At 69.9% G+C, this 22,448-nt stretch carries 18 protein-coding genes and 1 tRNA gene; 8 read left to right on the top strand and 11 right to left on the bottom strand.

Annotated features, from left to right (window positions below; all coding sequences use genetic code 11):
• Positions 1-24: 24 nt before the first annotated feature.
• From ACFO8M_RS07260 to mshA, 3 genes are read right to left on the bottom strand one after another with little or no spacing between them, the layout of a single operon-like run.
• Entirely contained in the window at positions 25-999 is a 975-nt protein-coding gene (locus tag ACFO8M_RS07260) for a hypothetical protein (protein ID WP_387972611.1), read from the bottom strand.
• 35 nt (positions 1,000-1,034) lie between these two features.
• Complete coding sequence (locus ACFO8M_RS07265; RefSeq protein ID WP_387972613.1) at positions 1,035-1,511, bottom strand: type III secretion system chaperone family protein; 477 nt, start codon at positions 1,509-1,511, stop codon at positions 1,035-1,037.
• Positions 1,508-2,743, bottom strand: a complete 1,236-nt coding sequence (gene mshA, locus ACFO8M_RS07270) for a D-inositol-3-phosphate glycosyltransferase (RefSeq protein ID WP_387973076.1) — start codon at positions 2,741-2,743, stop codon at positions 1,508-1,510. Before mshA ends, ACFO8M_RS07265 begins: the two co-directional genes overlap by 4 nt.
• Before the next feature lie 344 nt (positions 2,744-3,087).
• On the opposite strand from mshA, the gene ACFO8M_RS07275 reads away from it, so the two are divergent.
• From ACFO8M_RS07275 to ACFO8M_RS07285, 3 genes are all read left to right on the top strand, one after another.
• Positions 3,088-3,759, top strand: coding sequence for a TetR/AcrR family transcriptional regulator (locus ACFO8M_RS07275; RefSeq protein WP_387972616.1), 672 nt, complete (start codon positions 3,088-3,090; stop codon positions 3,757-3,759).
• A gap of 115 nt (positions 3,760-3,874) precedes the next feature.
• Positions 3,875-6,100 (top strand): dTMP kinase, encoded by a 2,226-nt coding sequence (tmk, locus tag ACFO8M_RS07280; protein ID WP_387972619.1) that lies wholly within the window; start codon positions 3,875-3,877, stop codon positions 6,098-6,100.
• Positions 6,097-7,245, top strand: coding sequence for a DNA polymerase III subunit delta' (locus ACFO8M_RS07285; protein WP_387972622.1), 1,149 nt, complete (start codon positions 6,097-6,099; stop codon positions 7,243-7,245). The genes tmk and ACFO8M_RS07285 overlap by 4 nt, the downstream gene beginning before the upstream one ends.
• A 17-nt stretch (positions 7,246-7,262) precedes the next feature.
• Here ACFO8M_RS07285 and ACFO8M_RS07290 read toward each other — a convergent pair whose 3' ends face one another.
• Positions 7,263-7,853, bottom strand: coding sequence for a hypothetical protein (locus tag ACFO8M_RS07290; protein ID WP_387972624.1), 591 nt, complete (start codon positions 7,851-7,853; stop codon positions 7,263-7,265).
• Positions 7,854-8,005: 152 nt separating this feature from the next.
• On the opposite strand from ACFO8M_RS07290, the gene ACFO8M_RS07295 reads away from it, so the two are divergent.
• Positions 8,006-8,668, top strand: a complete 663-nt coding sequence (locus ACFO8M_RS07295; RefSeq protein WP_387972626.1) for a hypothetical protein — start codon at positions 8,006-8,008, stop codon at positions 8,666-8,668.
• Between the two features lie 145 nt (positions 8,669-8,813).
• Here the strand turns inward: ACFO8M_RS07295 and folE are convergent, their stop codons facing one another.
• Together folE and ftsH are read right to left on the bottom strand one after the other, a co-directional pair.
• Positions 8,814-9,455 (bottom strand): GTP cyclohydrolase I FolE, encoded by a 642-nt coding sequence (gene folE, locus ACFO8M_RS07300; protein WP_387972629.1) that lies wholly within the window; start codon positions 9,453-9,455, stop codon positions 8,814-8,816.
• A 110-nt stretch (positions 9,456-9,565) separates the two neighbouring features.
• Positions 9,566-11,545, bottom strand: coding sequence for an ATP-dependent zinc metalloprotease FtsH (gene ftsH / locus ACFO8M_RS07305; RefSeq protein ID WP_387972632.1), 1,980 nt, complete (start codon positions 11,543-11,545; stop codon positions 9,566-9,568).
• A 339-nt stretch (positions 11,546-11,884) separates the two neighbouring features.
• Here ftsH and hpt point away from each other — a divergent pair, with 339 nt between their 5' ends.
• Positions 11,885-12,463, top strand: a complete 579-nt coding sequence (hpt, locus tag ACFO8M_RS07310) for a hypoxanthine phosphoribosyltransferase (RefSeq protein WP_387972635.1) — start codon at positions 11,885-11,887, stop codon at positions 12,461-12,463.
• 332 nt (positions 12,464-12,795) lie between these two features.
• On the opposite strand, the gene tilS is transcribed toward hpt, so the two are convergent.
• On the bottom strand, positions 12,796-13,806 hold the full coding sequence (tilS, locus tag ACFO8M_RS07315; protein WP_387972638.1) for a tRNA lysidine(34) synthetase TilS: 1,011 nt from the start codon (positions 13,804-13,806) through the stop codon (positions 12,796-12,798).
• Positions 13,799-14,917, bottom strand: a complete 1,119-nt coding sequence (locus ACFO8M_RS07320; protein WP_387972641.1) for a zinc-dependent metalloprotease — start codon at positions 14,915-14,917, stop codon at positions 13,799-13,801. Before ACFO8M_RS07320 ends, tilS begins: the two co-directional genes overlap by 8 nt.
• Before the next feature lie 323 nt (positions 14,918-15,240).
• Here ACFO8M_RS07320 and ACFO8M_RS07325 point away from each other — a divergent pair, with 323 nt between their 5' ends.
• Complete coding sequence (locus ACFO8M_RS07325; RefSeq protein ID WP_387972644.1) at positions 15,241-17,043, top strand: carbohydrate-binding module family 20 domain-containing protein; 1,803 nt, start codon at positions 15,241-15,243, stop codon at positions 17,041-17,043.
• A gap of 62 nt (positions 17,044-17,105) precedes the next feature.
• Here the strand turns inward: ACFO8M_RS07325 and dacB are convergent, their stop codons facing one another.
• Positions 17,106-18,554, bottom strand: coding sequence for a D-alanyl-D-alanine carboxypeptidase/D-alanyl-D-alanine endopeptidase (dacB, locus tag ACFO8M_RS07330; protein WP_387972647.1), 1,449 nt, complete (start codon positions 18,552-18,554; stop codon positions 17,106-17,108).
• A gap of 55 nt (positions 18,555-18,609) precedes the next feature.
• On the opposite strand from dacB, the gene ACFO8M_RS07335 reads away from it, so the two are divergent.
• Positions 18,610-19,107, top strand: a complete 498-nt coding sequence (locus ACFO8M_RS07335) for an inorganic diphosphatase (protein WP_270108197.1) — start codon at positions 18,610-18,612, stop codon at positions 19,105-19,107.
• Positions 19,108-19,348: 241 nt separating this feature from the next.
• On the opposite strand, the gene ACFO8M_RS07340 is transcribed toward ACFO8M_RS07335, so the two are convergent.
• Positions 19,349-20,092, bottom strand: a complete 744-nt coding sequence (locus ACFO8M_RS07340) for a YaaA family protein (protein ID WP_387972651.1) — start codon at positions 20,090-20,092, stop codon at positions 19,349-19,351.
• Between the two features lie 558 nt (positions 20,093-20,650).
• Complete coding sequence (locus ACFO8M_RS07345; RefSeq protein WP_387972654.1) at positions 20,651-21,826, bottom strand: S8 family peptidase; 1,176 nt, start codon at positions 21,824-21,826, stop codon at positions 20,651-20,653.
• 308 nt (positions 21,827-22,134) lie between these two features.
• Here ACFO8M_RS07345 and ACFO8M_RS07350 point away from each other — a divergent pair.
• Positions 22,135-22,210: transfer RNA gene (locus tag ACFO8M_RS07350), tRNA-Lys, on the top strand.
• Positions 22,211-22,448: the final 238 nt, after the last annotated feature.

Below are 22,448 nucleotides of genomic sequence, written 5' to 3' on the forward strand. Positions count from 1 at the left end.
AAGAGACGCAGCTCGCCGATCCGGCTAGGCGGGCTCGAAGGCGCCCGCAGGCGTGCGCGGGCTGCGGGAGGCGAGCAGGTTGAAGGAGGTGCCCGCGGCGAGGCCGACCAGGACGGACAGCGCCGAGTTGAGGGTGTCGCTGTCGGCGCCGTTCACCGGCGGGTTGCCCGCGAGGGCGGTGAACGGCGCGCCCAGGTTGAGGATCACGAGCGGGACGAGGAGGCAACCCGCGATCAGCGTTGCGACAGCGACGGCGGGAAGCGCCAGCGCGTGCCCGAGGAGCCCGCCCGGCGGCGTCCACACCCGGATCAGCACGGTCCACAAGAGGATGATCGCCAACGGCGGCGCCGCCCATCCTGCGGCGGGTTCGCCCGGGAATGACCGCCACATCAGGAAGACCAGTGCGGCGCAGACGACGAGTGCGGCGGCCGCGACCGCGCGTTGGCCCGGCCGTCCCGGCGCCGCCGATGCCGCGCAGCCGAGCGTGAGCGCGATCGACAGGCCTGCACCGAGATACCCGGACCACAGCAGGCCGGGTTCGGTGTCAGTGGGCGATTGGATCGCGCCGACGAACGCCGCGCTGGACGCCGCGACGGATGCGGCCGGCACCAGGACGGTCCGGTCATGATGCGGCCGACCGATCGCGGCGGCGATGCACGCGGCCGCGGCCACTCCGGCGGGGACGGTCACCTGCCAGGTCGGAGCGGCGAGGTCGATCCGGTCGAGCCAGGTGTCGACGCCGATCCATGCGAGGGCGCCCGCCGTGCCGATCGCCGATCGCACCCGATCGCCCCGGCAGGACCACACGACGGCGACCAGGACCAGAAGGATCATGGACCACCGCGCCTCGCGCGCCCAGTAGGCGTTGTTGCCCACGGAGGCGAGTCCGGCCAGCTCGGCTTCGAGCCGCGGTTGCAGTACGACCAGCGCGTAACCCCACCAGGCCGCGGCGGTGGCGGCCAGGATCGGCGCTGCGACGCGTTCGCCCCATGTCGTCATGGCGCCACCCTAATCGCGGGATGCGAGGACCCGGTTCAGTCACGGGGTCTGAGGTGCTCGAAGGCCTCCAGGTTCTTCGTGGACTCGCCGTGTGCGAGGCGCCAGGCCCATTCCTGCTCGATGGAGGTCTTGAAGCCGATTTCCAGGATCACGTTGAAGACGTCGTCGGCCGCGACGAGCACCTGCCCGAGGACGAGGTCGAGCTCTGCGGCGGTGATCGCGGCGTGCGGGAGGCGGCCGACGAGGTGGATGTCCTCCATCTCGTCGGTCGCGAACGCCACGGCGTAGAGCTTCCCGTTGCGGCGCAAGAGTTCCGCCCAGACCGCTTCGCGGTCCTCCTCGGGCCGCCTGGCGACGAAGGCCTCGACGCGCAGCGCGTGGTCTTCGATCACGAGGCCGCAGGCGATGTTCAGCTTGCGCTGCCCGGGCAGGGAGACGACGACCGATCGCGGGGTGTCGGCCCGGTAGCCGGCGCCGATCTCGTCGAGGGCCGCGGTGAGTTGGTCGATCACCGGTTCAGGGTAATCGCCTGGGAGCGCGCGAGGAGCGCGCGCCGGTAGGCGCCGCCGAGGCCTTCGGCGGTGGCCTGCCAGGAGAACAGCGCGGCGTGGGTGCGGGCGCCGGCGGCGAGGCGTTCGCGCAGCGCGCCGTCGCCCATGAGCCGGCCGAGGGCCGAGGCCCAGTCGTCGGCGGAGTGGGAGTCGACGAGGAGCCCGGAGGTGCCGTCGTTGACGGCGGTGGTCAGGCCGCCGACTTTCGCGGCGATGACGGGGGTGCCGGCGGCCTGGGCTTCGAGTGCGACGAGCCCGAACGATTCGTTGTAGCTGGGCACGGCGACGGCGTCGGCGGCCCGGTAGACCTGGGCGAGCGCTTCGCCCGATCGCGGGGTGCGCCATTGGACCAAGCCGGCGAGGCCGAGATCCCCGGCGAGTTTCGGCAGCCAGTACAGGTCGGTGTTCGAGGGCCCTCCGACGAACACGGGGACGATGCGTTCGGCCAGCTGCGGGTCGGTCTCGCGAAGGCGCGCGAGGCCGCGGAGCAGCACGTCGGGTGCCTTGGCGGGTTGGATGCGGCCGACGAAGGCGACGACGAGGGCGTTGTGGGGCAGGCCGAGTGCCTGGCGGGCGGCGTAGCGGTCGCCGGGGCGGAAGACGCCGAGGTCGACACCGGGGTGGATGACCTCGACCCGGCGCGCGTCCGCGCTGTAGTACCGGTGGAGCTCTTCGGCTTCGGCGGCGGTGTTGGCGATGAGGAGGTCGGCCTCGGTGGTGATCTGCTCCTCGCCGACGACGCGGCCGATCGGTTCGGGCGAGTCGCCTTCGGCGAGTTGGGCGTTCTTCACTTTGGCGAGGGTGTGGAAGGTCTGGACGAGCGGGACGCCCCAGCGGTCGGCGGCGACCCACGCGGCCTGGCCGGAGAGCCAGTAGTGGGCGTGGATGAGGTCGTAGTGGCCGGGCCGGTTGCGGGCCTCGGCCCGCAGGAGCCCGCCGGTGAAGGCGCACAACTGGGTCGGCAGGTCGTTCTTGGAGAGGCCTTCGAAGGGCCCGGCGGGGATGTGGTGCACGAGGACGCCGGGGGCGGCTTCGACCGTGGGGGGTTCTTCGGAGGTGGTGGCGCGGGTGAAGATCTCCACTTCGACGCCGGTTCGCGCGAGTTCGCGGGCGGTGTTGAGGACGTAGACGTTCATGCCTCCCGCGTCACCCGTACCGGGTTGGGCGAGCGGGGAAGTGTGCACGGAGACCATCGCGACGCGACGGACGGTCTGCTTGCGGCATCGGGCCCTGAAGGCCGGAGTGCGCCGTTGGTTCACGTTGTGTCCTCTCTCGCGGCTGCCTATCCCCTGAAGCAACACGCAAAACCCTCGCAATCCTTCCGTGTCGCGGTGTTAACGCACAACCGCCGCAAGCGTCGAAGTGACGAACTCCGCATCGAGTCAAGTCGTTTTGCGACATGACGGTCGAGACCGCCTCGTCTCACCGGTGCGGGTGAAGCCAGAAATTCCCTCGCGACACGACCCGGAATGAGCCTCAAATCCGGGCAAGTCGTCCATGATGGGGATACTTGTCATCACAGGGGGGAGACAACACCATGAGCACTGCTACCGTGCCGGCCGCAAGGCAGCCCACGATGTCACCGGTGTCGAAATTCGGTGCCACGCATTCGCTTCGGCGCCTGCCCGTCCAGGAGCGTTCCGCCGCTCGGGTGCGCCGCATGCTCGACGCGGCCGCCGACCTGATCGAGGAGGTCGGCTACGACCGGCTCTCGACCACCGCCATCGCCCAGCGCGCCGACGTCGCCATCGGCTCGGTCTACCAGTTCTTCGGCGACAAGCGCTCACTCGCCGAGGCGCTGAGCCAGCGCTACATCGACCTGTACTTCGAGCGTCTCGCCGCCCGTTTCGACGCCGAACCGCCCGCCGACTGGCAGGGCGGGGTAGAGGCGGCCATCGCCGAGTACGTGCACATGTACCGGACGGCGCCGGGCTTCCGCGTGCTCCATCTGGCCGACGCCATCGACCCGGGCCGGGCCGACGCCGTCACCACCGGCGGCGACGTGATCGCCGACCAGATCCTCGCCGGTCTCGCCCAGCGCTTCGGCATCGGCGGCGACGACGAGCTCAACAAGACCGTCACCGTCGCCGTCGAGACCGGGCAGGCCCTGGTCCGCCTGGCCTTCCGCCGCGACCCCGAGGGATGCGCCGCCTCGATCGCCGAGGCCAACGGCGTCGTCTGCGACTACCTCGCCCGCCGCCTGCCGTAGTCTCGCGGCCTGTCTGTCGCAGGCCACTCAACCGACCGCGCCAAGACATGAGGCCGCGCCGGGCCGACTAGTCTCGTAGTCGACCCGGTGCGGTCTTTGACTTTCGAGGAGCAGCATGGCGAACACCCTTGCCGACATCCAGACGGTGCTGCGGATCCGCCCGTTCAGACGCCTGTGGACCGTCCTCGGACTGGCCTCCTTCGGCGACTGGCTGGCGATTTTCGCCACCGCCGGATTCGCGCAGTCCCTGTTCGACGACCCCGCGGCCAAAGGCGCGGCGTTCTCGGCCACGATCGTGCTGCGCCTGCTCCCGTCCCTGGTGCTCGGCCCCGTCGCGGGGGTGTTCGCCGACCGGTTCGACCGGCGCAAGACCATGGCCGCCTGCGACACCGCGCGGTTCCTGCTCATCGCCTCGGTCCCCACGGTCTACCTCGTCACCAACAACACCGCGGTCACCGTCGCCTGGCTCGCCATCGCCCAGCTGTGCATCGAGGGCGCCGTCCTCATCTGGTCGCCCGCCAAGGAAGCGGCCGTCCCGAACCTGCTCCCGGCGGAGAAGTACGAGGCCGCCAACCAGCTCAGCCTCGCCACCACGTACGGGATCGCCCCGCCGCTCGCCTTCGCCATCCTCGCCATCCTCGAACGCGGCTCCGCGGTCTGGTCGAACCTCGGCACCTGGGCCGAGCCGATGGTCATCGCGCTCTACCTCACCGCCGCGATGTTCGCGATCCTCGCCGTCACCGTCTTCTTCTTCATCCCGGAGATCTCCGGCCGCACCGGCCGGATCGCCGCGAAGACCTCCAGCGTCTGGAACGACTTCGTCGAAGGCTGGTCCTACCTGCGCACCTCCGAACGCGTGCGGGGCCTCATCCTCGGCATGCTCGGCGCGTTCAGCGGCGCGGGCATCCTCATCGGCGTCGGCACCGTCTACGCGACCACGCTCGGCGCCGGCGAAGCCGCGTTCTACACCCTCGCCGTGTTCCTCTTCCTCGGCCTCGGCGGCGGTATCGCCTTCGGGCCCAAGCTCATCGGCGAACTCTCGCGCCTGCGCTGGTTCGGCATGAGCATCGTCCTCGCCGGAGCCGGCCTCGCCATCGACGCGGTCGCCCCGCACATGGTGTTCTCCATCATCGGCTCGGTCGTCATCGGCCTCGGCGCCGGCATGGCCTTCCTCGCCGGGATCACGCTCCTGCAGCGCGAGACCGAGGACGAGATCCGCGGCCGCATGTTCGCGTTCATCGCCGTCTCCGCCCGCGTCATCCTCATGCTCTCGATGACCATCGCCGCGCCGCTCGCCGGCTGGCAGGCCGCCCGGCAGCTCGACCTCGGCTTCACCGAAGTGCAGATCTCGATGAGCCGCATCCTCCTGTTCGTCGCCGCCGCCCTCGTCGCCTGGCTCGGCGTCACCGCGTTCAGGTCCATGGACGACAAGCCCGGCGTGCCCGTCCTCGCCGACCTCTGGTCCTCCCTGCGCGGACGCCCGCTCTCGGCGGTCGACCCGATCGCCGGGACCGGCTTCTTCGTCGTCTTCGAAGGCGGCGAAGGCGCCGGAAAGTCCACCCAGTCCGTGAAACTCGCCGCCTGGCTCAAACTCCGCGGCTACGAAGCGGTCCTCACCCGGGAACCGGGCGCGACCGAACTCGGCATGCGCATCCGCTCCCTCGTCCTCGACCCTGCTCCGAACACCGGTAGCGGCGACCGCGCCCCCGGCCCGCGCGCCGAGGCCCTCCTCTTCGCCGCCGACCGCGCCCAGCACGTCGACAAGGTCATCCGGCCCGCCCTCGAACGCGGCGCCGTCGTCGTCTCCGACCGCTACATCGACTCCTCGATCGCCTACCAGGGCTCGGGCCGCGCCCTCGGCAAGAACGAGGTCGCCTGGGTCTCCACCTGGGCCACCGGCGGACTCAAGCCCGACCTCACCGTCCTCCTCGACGTCGAGCCCACGGCCGGCCTCCACCGCGCCAAGGCCGGCGGCGACGGCGACCGGCTCGAACAGGAGGAACTCGAATACCACCAGAAGGTCCGCGAGACCTTCCTCCAGCTCGCCGCCGCCGACGCGCACCGCTACCTCGTCATCGAAGCGGGCGGCACACCCGACGAGATCGCCGCGAAAGTCCGCGAAGCCGTCGCCGAACGCCTCGACATCCGCACCCAGACCACCCGCACCGAGACCGGCTGGCCCGGCCTCGACAGCGCTAAGAACGACAGCGCTAAGAACGACAGCGCCAAGACTGACGCGGTCGAGACCGACGCCGTCCCCGAGGACGCCACCCCCGACAGCACCGACCCCGCCAAGGACTACGGCTGGGACGCCGTCGTCGAGGAAGCCGGCCGGCCGTGACGGTCTTCAACGAGCTGGTCGGCCAAGACGAGGCCCAACGGGTCCTCGCCGAGGCCGCCCGCGGCGTCGGCATGACCCACGCGTGGCTGTTCACCGGCCCGCCCGGCTCCGGACGCTCCACCGCGGCCGTCGCGTTCGCCGCCGCCCTGCAATGCCCCGACGGCGGCTGCGGCGACTGCCACACCTGCCGGACCGTCCTCGGCGGCACCCACGCCGACGTCACCAGGGTCATCCCCGAGGGCCTGACCCTCGGCGTCGACCAGGTCCGCCGGCTCATCCTCGAAGCCAGCCGCGCGCCCACGCAGGGACGCTGGCAGATCCTCATCGTCGAAGACGCCGACCGCCTCACCGAAGCCGCCGCGAACGCCCTGCTCAAAGCGGTCGAGGAACCGCCGGCGCGGACCGTGTTCCTGCTGTGCGCGCCCTCGACGAACCCCGCCGAGATCTCGGTGACCATCCGGTCCCGCTGCCGCGTCATGGGCCTGCGCCAGCCGCCCGCCGGGGCGATCGCCGACCTGCTTGTGCAGCGCGACGGCCTCGACCGGCGCGAAGCCGAGCTGTATGCGGCCGCGGCGCAAGGACATGTGGGCCGGGCCCGGCGACTCGCCACCGACCCCGAGGCGCGCGCGAAACGCCACGACGTCCTCCAGATCCCGCGCCGCCTCACCGGTCTCGGGGCCTGCTTCACCGCCGCGGTCGAACTCATCGAGGCCGCCGAAGCCGAAGCGTCCGGCACGTACACCGACCGGTCGACCGCCGAGAAGGAAGCGCTCGAGACCGCGCTCGGCAAGGGCGGCACCGGGAAAGGCGCCTCGAAGGCGGCACGCGGCTCTGCCGCGGCGCTGAAGGAGCTCGAGAAGCGCCAGAAGACGCGCGACACGCGGGCGCAGCGCGACTCGCTCGACCGGGCCCTGGTGGACCTGGCGGCGTTCTACCGCGACGCGCTCGCGGCCGGGTTCGGCGCGCGGGTGGACCCGATCCACCTCGACATGGCCGACACGACCAGGGCCGCGGCCGCGAAGCTCAGCGCCGAGTCCCTACTGCGGCGGATCGACGCGATCCTGGAGTGCCGCAAGGCCATCGAGGCGAACGTCCGACCGCGCATCGCGGTAGAGGCGATGATGACGAGGCTCTGGCAGAGCTAGAGGGCGGAGCGCCGGTGTCATTGCGTCCACAAGTGCTGGATGTACGCGTCCTGCGCCTTCGGGACCGTTCCCGTTCGCTGCCAGCGGTACCAGGCCCGCTCTTCGACCACCCGCACGCAGAAGTCGCCGTCGACCTCGAAAGCCTCTGAGACGCAACGGAAGTCGTCCCTGAAGGCCCCGTCCGTCCAGTACCAGACCCGCCGCCCGATCAGGCCCGGCACGTCCGAGGCCGGGTAGGGGCGGCGCACCGGCGGCGTATCCGGGTCCGAGAGCCGCTCGATCAGGTATCCCGGTCGCGGCGACCCCGTGCCGGGTTCGGGTCGCTGCACGAACACGTCGTCGGCCGCGACGAGGCTCGCGTACGCGTCCCCGTCGCCGTCCACCGCCCGGTAGTAGTCGGCCTCGGATATCAAGGGCACCAACAGCATGCCGTCGCGCGTGATCGGGTCGTCCGCCCGCAGGTCGAACTGCCAGCCGCAGCCCGCGGCCCCCGCCACCACCCGCGACGAATGCAGGTCGAACGCCCGCGAAGCCCGGACCGGAACCAGCGCCGGAGGCGGGGCGGGAACGTCGAAAGCGCTGCTGGATGCGTTGTCGGACAGGCCCAACGGGAACTCCAGACGTGTGGTGACAGCAGGTGCCAGGGTGACCGGTGAAAAGCATAGGGGGTTGGCACACTCTGGGGATTCACGGCCCTCGCGGCGGTCGTAAAGTTCTTCTCACAAGCACGGAACACTTCTCAACTAAGGATGGAAGAGCGATGAGCGAGTACGAAGAGGCCTCGGTCGAAGAAGACGTCACCACCGACGAGTACGCCACGGAAGAGGAGACCTACACCGAGGACGTCACCGCGGAGGACTACACCGCAGAGGACGAGACCTACGACGACACCTCTGTCTCCACGGTCACCGAGACCTTCGACATCGACGGCGACGGCTATGCGGACGACACCATCACGGTCGACGGCGTGACCATGATCGACACCGACGGTGACGGCGTCGCCGAGGGCGTGGCGACCGACTACGACGGCGACGGCATCTCCGACGACCTGATGGTCGACGCCGACGGCGACGGCAACGTCGAGTCCTACGCCTCCGACTCCGACGGCGACGGCCTCATCGACACCATCGAGTCGGACACCGACGGCGACGGCTACACCGACCAGGTCTCCATGGACACCAACGCCGACGGCTACGTCGACTCGGTCGCCACCGACTCGAACGCCGACGGCTACGCCGACACCGTTGCGACCGACTACAACAACGACGGTCTCGTGGACGAGATCTCGGTCGACTCGAACGCGGACGGCACCGCCGACACCGTGCTCAGCGACAGCGACGAGGACGGCTTCCTCGACACCGTCTACACCGAGGCCACCCCGGAGGGCGACTCCTTCCAGTCGCAGACCGGTCAGGTCATCTAACAACCCAGCGTTCCGATGCCTGGACACCCCTAGGCTCGCTCGCCCCATAAGCGAAGGCCGGATGCAGCGCATCCGGCCTGTTCGCTTGCCCGGGAAGTCGAGTCGCACGGTTGAGGAGCACTGTCGGGTCAGTGCTGCGGGCGGTTCACCGTGTGGTGCCGCGCAGCAGCGACATCGCCTCGGCGCGGGTGCGCGCGTCCGACTGCATGAGGCCGCGCACGGCCGACGTCACCGTGGTCGAACCCTGTTTCCTGATGCCGCGCATGGACATGCAGGTGTGCTCGCATTCGACGACGACGATCACGCCGCTCGCTTCGAGCGAGGCGTAGAGCTGGTCGGCGATCTGGCTCGTGAAGCGCTCCTGCACCTGCGGGCGCTTCGCGTAGACCTCGACGAGCCGCGCGAGCTTGGAGAGGCCGACGATCTTGCCTGCGGGGCCGGGGATGTAGCCGACGTGGGCGACGCCGGTGAACGGCAGCAGGTGGTGCTCGCAGAACGACTGCACGTCGATGTCGCGCACCAGCACGAGTTCGTTGTGGTTCTCGTCGAAGGAGGTCTTGAGGACCTCGGCGGGGTCGACGCGCAGTCCGGCGAAGAGTTCGGCGTAGGCGCGGGCGACGCGGCGGGGGGTCTCCTTGAGTCCGGGCCGGTCGGGGTCGTCGCCGATCGCCGTCAGGATCTCCCTGACGGCGGCTTCGATCCGCTCCAGGTCCACCGCGTCTTCGACGGGGCTGCCGTTGATGCGGCCGTCGAGGAGTCGGGCGGCCAGGTTGTCGAGTTCAGCCATCGCACAAGCTTACGGCTTTTCGCCGACATCCCCAGTGGGCTTTGTCACGCGCCGGGCGCGCAAAAGGGCCCGCCTACCAGGTAGACGGGCCCGTGAACAGTTTCGGCGTCTTACGCCTGCGGAGCCTGGCCTTCGGTGGCGGGCCCGACTTCGATGCCCTCTTCGGGGCCCTCGGCGGGCTTGGAGCCGTTCGGGGTCGAGACGGGCGGGTCGCCGAGCTTGCGGGAGGCGGTGCCGTTGAACGGGGCCATCGGCGGGCGCTTGATCACGCGGGTGGCGATGCGCGCCAGGTCCTCGGTGTTCAGCGTCTCCTTCTCGAGCAGTTCGGTGACCATCTGGTCGAGCACGTCGCGGTACTCGGTGACGATCGCGTACGCCTCGTCGTGGGCGATCTCGATGAGCGCCCGGATCTCGGCGTCGACCTGGGAGGCGATGTCGTCGGAGTAGTCCCGCTGGTGGCCGTAGTCCTTGCCGAGGAACGGCTCGGAGCCGCTGGTGCCGTACTTGATGGCGCCGAGCTTGGCGGACATGCCGTATTCGGTGACCATCGCGCGGGCGACCTTGGTGGCCTTGGCGATGTCGTCGGAGGCGCCGGTGGTCGGGTCGTGGTAGACCAGTTCCTCGGCGGCCCGCCCGCCCAGGGCGTAGGCGAGCGTGTCGATCATCTCCGAGCGCGTCTGCGTGTACTTGTCCTCGGTCGGCAGCACGAGCGTGTGGCCGAGCGAGCGGCCGCGCGGGAGGATCGTGAGCTTGTGTACCGGCGCGGCGTGCGGCAGCGCGTGGGCGACGAGCGCGTGGCCGGCCTCGTGGTAGGCGGTCATCTTCTTCTCGGCGTCGCCCATGACGCGGCCCTTGCGTTCCGGTCCGGCGATGACGCGGTCGATGGCCTCTTCGAGGGCGTGGTTCGAGATCGCCTTCTCGTTGTGGCGGGCGGTCAGCAGCGCGGCCTCGTTGATGACGTTCTCGAGGTCGGCGCCGGAGAACCCGGGGGTGCGGCGCGCGATGGTCTCGAACTCGACGTCGGGGACGAACGGCTTGCCCTTGGCGTGGACCGACAGGATGGCGTGGCGCCCTTCCTTGTCGGGGGCGTCGACGGGGATCTGGCGGTCGAAGCGGCCGGGCCGCAGCAGGGCCGGGTCGAGGATGTCGGGGCGGTTCGTGGCGGCGATGAGGATGACCCCGCCGCGCGTGTCGAAGCCGTCCATCTCGACCAGGAGCTGGTTGAGGGTCTGCTCGCGCTCGTCGTGGCCGCCGCCCATGCCGGCGCCGCGGTGGCGGCCGACGGCGTCGATCTCGTCGACGAACACGATCGCGGGGGCGTTCTCCTTGGCCTGGGTGAACAGGTCGCGGACGCGGCTGGCGCCGACGCCGACGAACATCTCCACGAAGTCGGAGCCGGAGATCGAGTAGAACGGGACGCCCGCTTCCCCGGCGACGGCGCGCGCGAGGAGGGTCTTGCCGGTTCCGGGAGGGCCGAACAGGAGGACGCCCTTGGGGATCTTCGCGCCCAGTTCCTGGTACTTCTTCGGGTCTTCGAGGAAGTCCTTGATCTCGCGGAGCTCCTCGACGGCCTCGTCCGCGCCGGCCACGTCGTCGAACGTGGTCTTCGGGGTGTCCTTGGACACCATCTTGGCCTTGGACTTGCCGAAGTTGAGGACTCGCGAGCCGCCGCCCTGCATCTGCGACATGAAGAACAGCAGGAGCAGGACGATGAGGACGATCGGGAGGAGGCTCAGCAGGAACGACACGAACACGGAGGTCTCGTTGACCTCGGTGTCGAACTTGACGCCGGCGTCCTCGAGCTCGGTGGCGACGGTCTCCATCATCCCGGCGGGGAGATAGGCCTCGACCTGGTCGTCGTTGCTGAGGGTGAGCTGGACCAGCTGCTCCTTGTCGAGGAGGTTGGCCTCCTTGACGTTCCCGTCGTTGATGTCCTTGAGGACCTCGGAGGTCGTGGCCTCCTCGTAGTCCGAACCGCCGGACCAGAAGCTGCCGATCAGGACCGCGATGAGGGCGATGAGCACGATCCAGACCAGCGGCCTGCGGAAGAACCGCTTCCGCTCAGGTGTGGGTCTCCCGGCGTCGGCCACTCGTTTCCTCCTGCGTAGTTCGCGTTCTCGAGAGCGAGGCTGTCGTCATCACGGTTGGCGTGCTTCTCCGTGGCCCCACAGGGTTTCCTGGGCTGCAAGGCGTAGACAACTCGAACGTACACGGTACGGAGGTCCAACGTCCCGCAGCGTCAGCACCGCTGGCACCGCGCGACGGATACCGCCCCTACCTCGCCCGCTGATAGACCGTAATTAGTACCACGGGCAGGTTGACTTCGCCCACCCAAGCCAGCGCCGCCGACGATCGGGTGGCACCCTTGTTACATGACGTCGGAGCTAGCCAGCCCACCATCCGTTCCGTCCGCTGCAGCGCGGGACGCGGTGTTCGATCCTGATTCCTGGTTCGCCGAGCAGATCGAGCGGACCATCATCACCGAGGACGAGATCCGAGCGAAGGTCGCCGAGCTCGGTGCCATCGTCTCGGCCGACTACGCCGACGGCGTGCTCGCGGACGGCGACGAGCTGCTGCTCGTCGGCGTGTTCAAGGGGGCGGTCATGTTCATGGCCGACTTCGCGCGGGCGCTGAGCGTGCCGGTGAAGATGGAGTTCATGGCCCTGTCCTCGTACGGGAGCCACACGACCTCCTCGGGGACCGTGCGCATCCTCAAGGACATCGACTCCGATGTGGCGGGGAAGCACATCCTCGTGGTCGAGGACATCATCGACTCCGGGCTCACCCTCGACTGGCTGCTGAAGTACCTGGAGGGCCTGCACCCGGCCTCGGTCTCGGTGGTCTCGATGCTCCGCAAGCCGGGCGTGCAGCGGGTGGACATCCCCGTGAAGTACCTCGGTTTCGACATCCCGAACGAGTTCGTCGTCGGCTACGGCCTCGACTACGCCGAGCGCTACCGGGAGCTCCCGTTCGTCGGCGTCCTCAAGCCCGAGGTCTACCAGAAGTAACGCCCGGGGCGCATTGGTCGCCCCCTCGTCTCGTCCCCGACGGCCCGCGCGGTGCGCGGGCCGTCCTTCTTTATTTCGCTATAAGCGGAACGCAGCGGCCCGCGGCCCGGACTGTCGGACCCGCGCGTCAGGGTTTCGCTGTGCCAATTGACGGCTCGCAAGCGTCGCCGAGGCTGGGGCGCCGAGGACGCGGGCGCCTGAGGCGACATGCTGCCCGGGTTTCGGCGGCCTCGGATTGTCGGACCCCGCGGGCATCGCGCCCTTGGCGACGCTTGCGAGCCGTCAATTGACACGGCTCACCGGGGCCTTGAAACCAGGCAGCCGAGCGGTGTTCAGGCTGCGCCGGGACCGGCCGGGTCGCCGAGCGCCGCGGCCTCGAGCCGGCCGCCGGTGCGCCGCACCTCGATCCCTCCGGGGAGGAACGTCGGGCCCTGCCCGCGCCAGTCGGCCGCGAGCGCGTCGACCGCGTCCAGGTGCCGGTGGTTCAGCTCGGCCCCGTCGACCCCCGACTCGAGCACCCAGGCCCGCAGCGCCCGCTGCCGCACCGGCCCGGCCAGCGCCGCCAGCCGCTTCGCGTCCAGCCCGGCAGGGCCGCTTCCGCCCGCGACCCTGCAGTCCTCCAGGGCCTCCCGGGCGAGCCCGTCGAGGAAGTCCGTGTCGGCCCCGACCAGGGCCGCCGTCTGCGCCAGGTTCGCCACGAGATCGTCGCCGAGAGTCGCGACCAGCACGTCCATGGCCGGGCGCAGCGCCGACCGCAGATACCTCGGGTCGGTGTTGTGCGGGTCGTCCCAGGGCTCGAGCCCCCGTTCGGCGCAGGCCGCGTGCGTGTCCGCGCGCGCCACTCCGAGCAGCGGCCGCCGGTAGATCCCGCGCACCGCCCGCATCCCGGCGACGCCGCGCGGACCGCCGCCGCGCGCGAGCGCGAGCAGCACGGTCTCGGCCTGGTCGTCCCTGGTGTGCCCCAACAGGATCGCGCTGGCGCCGTGCCGTTCGGCGGCGTCGTCGAGGGCCGCGTACCGGGCCGTTCGGGCCGCCGCTTCGGGGCCGCCGTCGCCGCCGACCTCGACCTTGACCGCTTCGGCCGGGTCGAGCTCGGCCTTTGCCGCCCACGCGGTCACTTCGGCCGCGCGGGCGGCCGAGCCTTCCTGCAGGCCGTGGTCGACGGTGACGAGTCCGGCGCGCAGGCCTCTCCTGGGGGCGCAGAACGCGAGCGTGTCGGCCAGCGCGAGGGAGTCGGGCCCGCCCGAGCAGGCGACGAGTACGAGGGAGTCGGGAGGCAGGTCGTCGAGGGCGTCGCCGACGGCGACGCGCAGGCGCGCGACCGAAGGGGGCAGTTTAGCCATGCCCGGCGCCGAGGCGCTGCGGCGCGAGCCCCCGACCCCTGATGACGCGGGCGATCCACTGCTCGGGGTGGTCGATCTCGGTCTCGGTCGGCAGGTTCGCCGGGTGCTCCCAGACGCGGTTGAAGCCGATGACGCCGTGTTCGGCGACGACCTGGTCGACGAAGCGGCGCCCGGCGGCGTACTGGCGCATCTTGGCGTCGAGGCCGAGGAGCTGGCGCATGAACTTCTGGAGCGTCGTGGGGTGGGTGCGGCGGCGGTCGAAGCGGCGGCGCAGGAGCGCGACGTGGTTGATGGAGGTGCGGCCGACGCCGTCCATGACGGATTCGGCGTGGCCCTCCAGGAGGGTCATGAGGGCCTGGATCCGCGAGATCGCTTCGCGCTGTTCGGGACTGGTGACGGCGGACATGACGTCGGTGCCGGGGTGCTCGAGGGCGCGTCCGCCGGTGTGCTCGTCTTCGCGGGCGGAGGCGAGGGCGCGGCGGACGGCGCGGGCGAGGCCGGCGGCGGAGGACTGCTCGGGTTCGGCGGCGTCGAAGAAGGTGTGGATGAGGTGCTGGAAGTGCTCGCGCATCCAGGGGACGGCGGTGAACTGGGTGAGGTGGGCGGCCTCGTGGACGGCGATCCAGAGGCGGAACTCGCGCGCGGGCAGGCGCAGGCGGCGTTCGACCTCGACGATGTTGGGGGCGACGAAGAGCAGGCGTCCGGTGTCGGTGGAGAACGTCTCGAACTGGCCGAGCACGCGGGAGGAGAGGAACGCGAGGACGGCGCCGGTCTGGACGCCGGTGAGCTTGGCGGTGGCCGACACCGGGGCGGTGGGGTTCGCGCTCTCGGCGCCGAGTTCGGCGAGGAGGCGGCGGAATCCAGCGATGTTGACCTGGCTCCAGCGGACGCGGTCGACGACGTCGACGGGCGCGGTGGACTGGGGGACGAGTCCGGTGTAGTCGGTGACGAGGTCGATGGCCTTGCGGGCGTGGTGGTGGAGGTCGGCGACGACGTCGAGGGCGCCTTCGGGGCTCATGCGGGGGCCGCCGCGGCTGAATGCCCTGGAGCAGGAGGCGGCGGTCTGCCAGTCGACGGACGGCAGCATCGGGTTTCCTGCGGGCGGCGCCATCGGACAAGCCTATCCATAGCGCAGTCGTCTCGCCACTGTCCCGCGCTAGGGCGCCCGTATCGAGGTGTCCCGGGACCTGCGGATTCCGGCGGTCGACGCGCGGTCGCGTCCCGGGCGTGGTTTGCCGCGTTGCCAAGCGCGGCGCGGCCCATTTCACGGGCCGCATCGTTTTGCGGTGATTCGCTCCCTTGTCTGACAACGCTCCGTAGCGGTATGAATTCAAATATCGAACATCTTGAAAGTTATCGACCGGCAATGCTACGTTCTTCTCGAGTCCGCAACATCTTGCAAACTTGCGGGCAGGAATTGCAAAGGGAGCAAAGATGCCTCACCACCTCCGCAGTCGCGTACTGCCCGCGCTCGGCGGCGCCGCCCTAGCGGCCCTCATCGCCGTCGCCGCGGTACCCACCGCCCAGGCCGGGGACGACCCCGACCCGCAGCTCGAGGCCGCACCCGCCGCGGCCCTCACCGGCGGCGACTCGATCCTCAACATGTTCGAGTGGAACTGGAACTCCATCGCCGCCGAATGCGCCGGCCCCCTCGCCGACTCCGGCTACACCCACGTCCAGACCTCCCCGCCGAACGAGCACATCCTCGGCTCCGACGCCTCCCCCGGCGAAGAGAACGCCTGGTACATCCACTACCAGCCCGTCAGCTACAAGATCGAATCCCGCCTCGGCACCCGCGCCGAATACGCCGACATGATCGCCACCTGCGAGGCCAACGGCATCGGCGTCATCGCCGACGTCGTCATCAACCACATGGCCGCCGGCTCCTCCTCCCAGACCCGCACCGGCTGGGCCGGCAGCCAGTACCGGCAGTTCGACTACCCCGACGCCGGATTCGACGCCTCCGACTTCCACAACACCGGCTCCTCCTACTGCGAGATCGACAACTACCAGGACCGCAACGAGGTCCAGAACTGCCACCTCGTCGGCCTCAACGACCTCGACACCTCCCAGGCCGACGTCCGCGAGACCATCGCCGCGTACCTCGACGACCTCCAGAGCCTCGGCGTCGACGGCTTCCGCGTCGACGCCGCCAAACACATCGCGGCCACCGACCTCGCCGCCATCTTCGACCTCGTCAGCGGCGACCCCTACGTCGTCCAAGAGGTCATCGGCGCCGCCGGCGAACCCATCACCGAGGCCGAGTACACCGGCATCGGCGACGTCCAGGAGTTCAGCTACTCCTACGACCTCAAGAACCACATCAACGGCGGCTCCGAGTCCCGGCACCTGACCACCATGGGCACCAGCTGGGGCTACACCGCACCCGCAGGCGTCTTCGTCGCCAACCACGACACCGAGCGCGGCTCGCTCACCATGAACTACAACAACGGCCAGGACTACCTGCTCGGCGAGGCCTTCATGCTCGCCTACCCGTTCGGCACGCCCGCCTCCTACACCGGCTACTCCTTCTCCACCTCCCACGCCGGCCCGCCCCTCAACTCGGACGGCACCGTCGCGGACGTCGACTGCGGCTCCGACGCCTTCACCTGCATCCACCGCTCCCCGTACATGAGCGGCATGGCCGGCTTCCGCGCCGCCACCGCGGGCGAGGCCGTCGTCAACACCTGGGGCTCGGGCGACGCGCTCGCCTTCGGCCGCGGCGACACCGGACACGCGGTCGTCAACGCCGGATCCTCCTCGATCACCCAGACCTTCACCACCTCGATGCCCGACGGCGCCTACGTGGACGTCATCTCCGGATCCACAGTGTCCGTCTCCGGCGGCGCCTTCACGGCCACCGTGGCCGCCAAGACCGCGCTGGCGATCTACGCCGGCAACGAGTCGGGCGGCGGCAACGGCGGCGGCGGGACCACGAACGACTGCGTCGACGTGAACGCCACCGTGAGCGGCACGAGCGTGGGCGACGAGGTGTACATCGTCGGCTCGATCCCGCAGCTCGGCAACTGGACCGCGATCAGCTCGGCGCACCTGTCGGGCGCGTCGTACCCGGTCTGGAAGGGCACGGTCTCGGTCCCGGCCGGTACGACCTTCCAGTACAAGTACGTGATCGTGCGGTCCTCGGGGGCTTACACCTGGGAATCGGTCGGCAACCGGACGGCCACGGTGCCCGCCGCCGGCTGCCTGGAGCTGAACCAGACCTGGAACGCCTCTTAACACCAAGCAGCGCAAAGGGCCCCGGGCGAATGCCCGGGGCCCTTGACGTTTCCTGCCGCGTTCTAACAGCCGCACTGGGACACGGCCGTGGTGATCTCGTCCATCGCCGTCTCGACCGCCGACTCGCCCGTCGTGTGGCCGTTGCTGATGAGCGAGAAGATCACCTGCCGGCCGTTCGCCGTGGTCAACGTGCCGGTCAGCGAGATGACCCCGGTGGGCTGGGTGAGCGTGCCGGTCTTGGCGCGCACCACGCCCTCGCCCTCTTCGGCGGTGCCGAACCGGTCGTCGAGCGTCCCCGAATAGCCCGCCACCGGGAGCGACTCGAACACCGATGAGGCGTGCGAGCCGGCCGCGCCGAGCAGCATCTGCGTGAACGCCTTCGCGGTCATGCGGTTGTCCGGCGAGAGCCCGGAGCCGTCGTGGAACACCAGCCCGGCGGGGTCGGCGCTGAAGCCTTCGAGTGTCGCCAGATGCACGGTGGACATCGCGGCCCAGGTCATCTCGCCCTCGACTGCCAGCGCGGTCTGGAGTGCGACCGCGTCGGCGAGCAGGTTGTCGGAGGTGAGGATGAACGAGTCCGCCAGCGCCGACATGGGCGCGGAGTGGACCACGGCCAGTTCGGCCGCGCCGGCCTCGGCGGTCCCGGCCTCGACCGCGGTCGCGCCGAGGAGATCCGCGAACTCCTGGGCGGCGACCATCGCGGGGTCGGCGTGGTGGGGGGAGTACTTCTGAGTGTTGTCGGTGCGGCCGCCGTCGACCATGATCGGCGCCATCGGCGCGGTCGAGGTGTCCAGTTCGGCCATGGTCACGCCCGTCGCGTTGACGCTGTCGGTGAACACGCTCGTGTCGAGGTACACGGTGGTCGGCGCGGTGCCGCCGCGCGCCTCCAGGACCAGGTCGGCGAGGTCGGTGAGGCTCGCGCCCTCGGCGTAGTCGGTGTAGTAGCCCTTGCCGTCGACCGTCAGGGTCGGGTCGCCGCCGGCCACGAGTACGACGCTGTCGTCGGTCGGGCCCTCGACCACCGTGGTCGGGATGCGGAACTCGGCGCCGAGGTGTTCGAACGCGGCCACGGCAGTGACCACTTTCATGGAGGAGGCCGGCGCGAGCGGGGTCGTGGCCTCCTGCTGGAAGAGGACTTCCCCGGTCAGGGCGTCGGCGAAGGACGCCGAGAGGCTCCCGTTGAGCCGGGAGTCGGCCAGGAGGTCCGGCAGGACCGATTCGAGGTCGGGGAGCGGCGCTGCGGCGTCCGATCCGGCGAGCACGGGCGCCGGGTCGGCCGGGGGATAGGCCTCAGGTGGTGTGAATGTCCCGGTCCGCGGGCTGGCGACGGCCGAGATCTGCCACACCAGGCCGCCCGCGGCGGCTACGGTGACCACGACGGCGAGGGTCGCGAAGACCCAGGTGAGCGCCCGGCGACGGCGGGCCTGCCCCTGCTGGGGGGCGGGCGCGGCGGGTCCGGCGTGTGGCGTACTACTCGCGCCCTTGGGGTCGGCGTTGTCGCTCAGGGACATGCACAGAGACTAGGCCATGAAGAGCACTGCATTTGAGCCTGGAGGAGGTCGGCCGATGGAGTTCGATGTAACTGTTGAGATCCCGAAAGGGAGCGCCAACAAGTACGAGATCGACCACGAGACCGGACGGATCCGTCTGGACCGGACCCTGTTCACCGCGACGGTGTACCCGGCCGACTACGGCTTCATCGACGACACGCTCGGCCAGGACGGCGACCCGCTCGACGCGCTGGTCCTGGTGGAGCCGACGTTCCCCGGTTGCGTGATCCGCGCGCGTGCCATCGGCATGTTCCGGATGCGCGATGAGAAGGGCGTGGACGACAAGGTGCTGTGCGTCCCGGCCGAGGACCCCCGCAAGGACCGGTTCAAGGACATCGCTGACGTGCCCGAGTTCGACCGCCTGGAGATTCAGCACTTCTTCACGGTCTACAAGGACTTGGAACCCGGCAAGAGCGTCGAGGGCGCGACCTGGACCGGACGGGCGGAAGCCGAGGAAGAGGTGCGCCGCTCGTTCGAGCGCGCCAAGACCAACGGCTACCACTCGAACCACTAGCAACACGAAGGAAGGGCCCGGACGCATCGCGTCCGGGCCCTTCCTCTCGCTTTGCCCCCCAGCCACTTCAGCTTGCCTTCAGGTACCCCGGGGCAGGGTGGTCACCGGGGGCGCTCCGAACGAAACGCGACGGTAACTACCGTGATGCCGGGACCCGATTCGGGCTTCAGCGTGGCTTCAGGTTCCCCCGGGGAGGGTTGTTGCCGGGGGCGCTCGCTACTACACGCGAAGGTAACTCCGCTCAGGTGCTCACGATGTCGAGCAGCCAGGGCTTGGCCTTCGTGGCCGGCTCGCTGAGCTCGACCTTCCAGCCTTGGGCGGCGAGGAAGTCGCCGAGGTCGGCGGCCGACTCGGGCCGGGCGCCGCCGGCGAGGAGCGCGCGGGCGACCTCGCCTCGGGTGGCCTTGGCCATGTGGGTGATGACGGTGCGCCCGCCTTCGGCGTCCTCTTTGAACACGCGCACGGCGACGCCGCGGTCCTTCGGGCCCCACACTTGGGCGTACGTGCCCGACCGCAGGTCCACGATGAGTTCGTCGCGGGCGCCGAGCACCTCGGCGACGGCCGGACGCCACAGCTTCGCCAGCGAGTCAAGGCCGGGGAACCGGGTGCTCATCGGCATCCGGTAGGGCGGCACGCGATCCGAGGGCCGCAGGAGCCCCCACAACGGGGACGCGATGAAGACCTGCTCGCCGTCGGGAAGGTCCCCGAGGCCGAGCCGGTCGTAGAGCACGCCGTTGTACAGCTCCCAGGCGGCGAGCGTCGGGGCGGTGCGGAGCGCGCTGTTCGCCTGGATGTAATGGCGTCCGCTCGCGGGCAGCTTGAGGGCCTTCACGGCGGCGTCCTCTTCGGCGCACAGCTCGACCAGACGGTCGACGAGAAGCTCGCGAGTGGGGTTCAGCGCGGGTGAGGAGAGTCGACCGAGGTCGAGGGGAGGACCGTCGCCTTGACCGGCCTTCCCTTCTGACGGCGGCAGCAATATGAGCACAGCAGGCGAGTCTACCTGCTCGTCCACCTGGTGCCGTCGGGGCCGTGCCGGGCGGCGAACGACATCCTCAGATCCCTTGGGAATTCACCCGACCGGGGGTGTGCGGGCTCGACGCGATGGTTTATAGTACATATGTTCGATCAAGCGGGAGCGGGTCCGACCCCACCGAGGACTGCGTGCGACGCTGACCGAATAGGCGCGGCGGCGGTGCTCCGCGACTGCCGCCGCGCCGTCCACCAGCGGCGGTGCCGAGCCCACACCGCCCGCCGCAGGCTCCACCGCCACCGGCCCGGCGGTGGAGTCCGGCCGAAAACCGCCCCCGCCTCGTTATCCACAGGCTGTGGATACTCGTGGCGGCGCGCCGCCATCCACGACTGTCTCACCTGGCACCGACAATCCGAGCGCGCACGAGTCCCGGCGGTGCCGGCGGTTAGCGCAACGCCCGCCGGAGCGCGTGCCGATCCGGCGAGGAGCGGCGGAGGACGCCGGAACTCCCGCCGACAACGGGAAAGAGCGCCGGACCCGAAGGGCCCGGCGCTCGCATCAGTGCTGCAGGTGCTACAGGTTACGGCTGTACAGCAGCTTGTTGGGGCTGCCGGAGCCCGGGCTCGTGACCTTGCCGTTGGTGGCGTTGGACTTGATCCAGGACGTCACCGTGGCAGGCGTCGCGCCCGGGTGGGCGTCCAGGTAGAGCGCGACCGCACCCGCGACATGCGGGCTGGCCATCGACGTCCCCGAGATGGTGTTGGTGTCGCCGGTACCGGAGTTCCAGGCCGACGTGATGTTGGTGCCGGGCGCGAAGATGTCCACGCAGGACCCGTAGTTCGAGAAGGAAGCGCGCTTGTCCGCCTTGTTGGTGGCGGCGACGGTGATCGCCGTACCGGTCGAGGCCGGGGAGTAGTTGCAGGCGTTGTCGCTCTCGTTGCCGGCGGCGACGGCGAAGGTGACGCCCGAGCTGACCGCGTTGGCCACGGCGTTGTTGACCGCCGAGGACTTGCCGCCGCCCAGGCTCATGTTCGCGACGGCGGGCTTGACCGCGTTGTTGGCGACCCAGTTGATGCCGTCGATGACGTCGGCCCAGGTGCCCGAGCCGTTGCAGTCGAGGACGCGGACACCGTGGAGGGTCACCTTCTTCGCGACGCCGTACGTGGTGCCGCCGATGGTCCCGGCGACGTGGGTGCCGTGGCCGTTGCAGTCGGACGGGGTGTTGTCGCCCTGGACGATGTCGCGCCCGGCGCCGATGCGGCCGGCGAATTCGGAGTGGGTGGAGCGGATCCCGGTGTCGATGATGTAAGCGTGCACGCCGGCACCGGTGTAGGTGTAGGAGTACGAGCCCGTCAGCGGCAGGTTGCGCTGGTCGACACGGTCGAGGCCCCAGGTCGCACCGGTCTGGGTGGTGTCGATGGAGACGACGGCGTTCTGCTCGACGTAGGCGACACCGTCGGCCGCGGCCAGTTCGAGGGCCTCGGCTTCGGAGCCTTCGACCAGGAAGGTCTCGACTTCGTCGTATTCCGAGACGACCGTTACTCCGGCCTCGTCGGCGGCGTCCGGGAGCGCTGCGACGTCGTCCATGACGACGAGGTACTCCCCGGCGATCGCGTCGGGGGAGTCGGCGCCGAGGATCTCGACGGTCTGGGCCTGCGCGGGGACGGCGGTGAGGACGACCGCGACAAGGGCCGCGGCTCCGACTCCGGCGGCCGTGGCCTTGCGGATGCTGTTGTGCTTATGGGGCATAGAGGGTTCCTTTAGGGAATCAGTGCCGAGGGTGGCAGGAGACTGATGTGGAATCCGGAGTCGGCGGGGGTCGCCGGCACCGGATGCATTGATGGTACAGAGTGGATGCCAATGGCACGGTCCACCGATCGCCTTACGAAATCCGGTCGGATTCGGTGACCCCGGGCACACCCCGATCGCCTCCATGCGCCAGCCCGACGGTCGGGGGTCGAACCCTTTCGCGGGTCGATGCCGGCCCGTCAGCGTCGCGATCGCACAGCCGGGCTCAGCACTGCGACTTCGGCGGGCGATACGGTATGCTCTCGTGCGGGTCTATAGCTCAATTGGCAGAGCTGCGGACTTTTAATCCGTAGGTTGTGGGTTCGAGTCCCACTGGACCCACCAAAAGCCCAGCTCAGCTAGGGCGAAAAGAACCGAGCGAGCCCGAAAGCCCGCCCGGTACAGCACCGGCAGCTAGCCCAGCTCCTCCCCAAGACGCCGCAGCGCCTCGCGCGTGGCCTCATCCCAGGCCTTCGTGTAGACCTCCAACGTGATGTCGAACTTCGAGTGCCGATGAATGCGCGTGTGACTGCTGCCGACACCCGGCTTCCGACATGCCGGGATCCGTGGCCGGGAGACTGCC

The sequence above is a fragment of the Glycomyces rhizosphaerae genome (assembly GCF_042647865.1).
Classification (GTDB): Bacteria; Actinomycetota; Actinomycetes; order Mycobacteriales; family Micromonosporaceae; genus Glycomyces; species Glycomyces rhizosphaerae.

Bases quoted from the DNA above. Each gene is read 5' to 3' on its own strand.
- ACFO8M_RS07260 (WP_387972611.1), bottom strand. From the start codon at position 999: ATGACGACATGGGGCGAACGCGTCGCAGCGCCGATCCTGGCCGCCACC.
- mshA (WP_387973076.1), bottom strand. From the start codon at position 2,743: ATGGTCTCCGTGCACACTTCCCCGCTCGCCCAACCCGGTACGGGTGAC.
- ACFO8M_RS07275 (WP_387972616.1), top strand. From the start codon at position 3,088: ATGAGCACTGCTACCGTGCCGGCCGCAAGGCAGCCCACGATGTCACCG.
- tmk (WP_387972619.1), top strand. From the start codon at position 3,875: ATGGCGAACACCCTTGCCGACATCCAGACGGTGCTGCGGATCCGCCCG.
- ACFO8M_RS07295 (WP_387972626.1), top strand. From the start codon at position 8,006: ATGAGCGAGTACGAAGAGGCCTCGGTCGAAGAAGACGTCACCACCGAC.
- folE (WP_387972629.1), bottom strand. From the start codon at position 9,455: ATGGCTGAACTCGACAACCTGGCCGCCCGACTCCTCGACGGCCGCATC.
- tilS (WP_387972638.1), bottom strand. From the start codon at position 13,806: ATGGCTAAACTGCCCCCTTCGGTCGCGCGCCTGCGCGTCGCCGTCGGC.
- ACFO8M_RS07320 (WP_387972641.1), bottom strand. From the start codon at position 14,917: ATGGCGCCGCCCGCAGGAAACCCGATGCTGCCGTCCGTCGACTGGCAG.
- ACFO8M_RS07325 (WP_387972644.1), top strand. From the start codon at position 15,241: ATGCCTCACCACCTCCGCAGTCGCGTACTGCCCGCGCTCGGCGGCGCC.
- dacB (WP_387972647.1), bottom strand. From the start codon at position 18,554: ATGTCCCTGAGCGACAACGCCGACCCCAAGGGCGCGAGTAGTACGCCA.
- ACFO8M_RS07335 (WP_270108197.1), top strand. From the start codon at position 18,610: ATGGAGTTCGATGTAACTGTTGAGATCCCGAAAGGGAGCGCCAACAAG.
- ACFO8M_RS07345 (WP_387972654.1), bottom strand. From the start codon at position 21,826: ATGCCCCATAAGCACAACAGCATCCGCAAGGCCACGGCCGCCGGAGTC.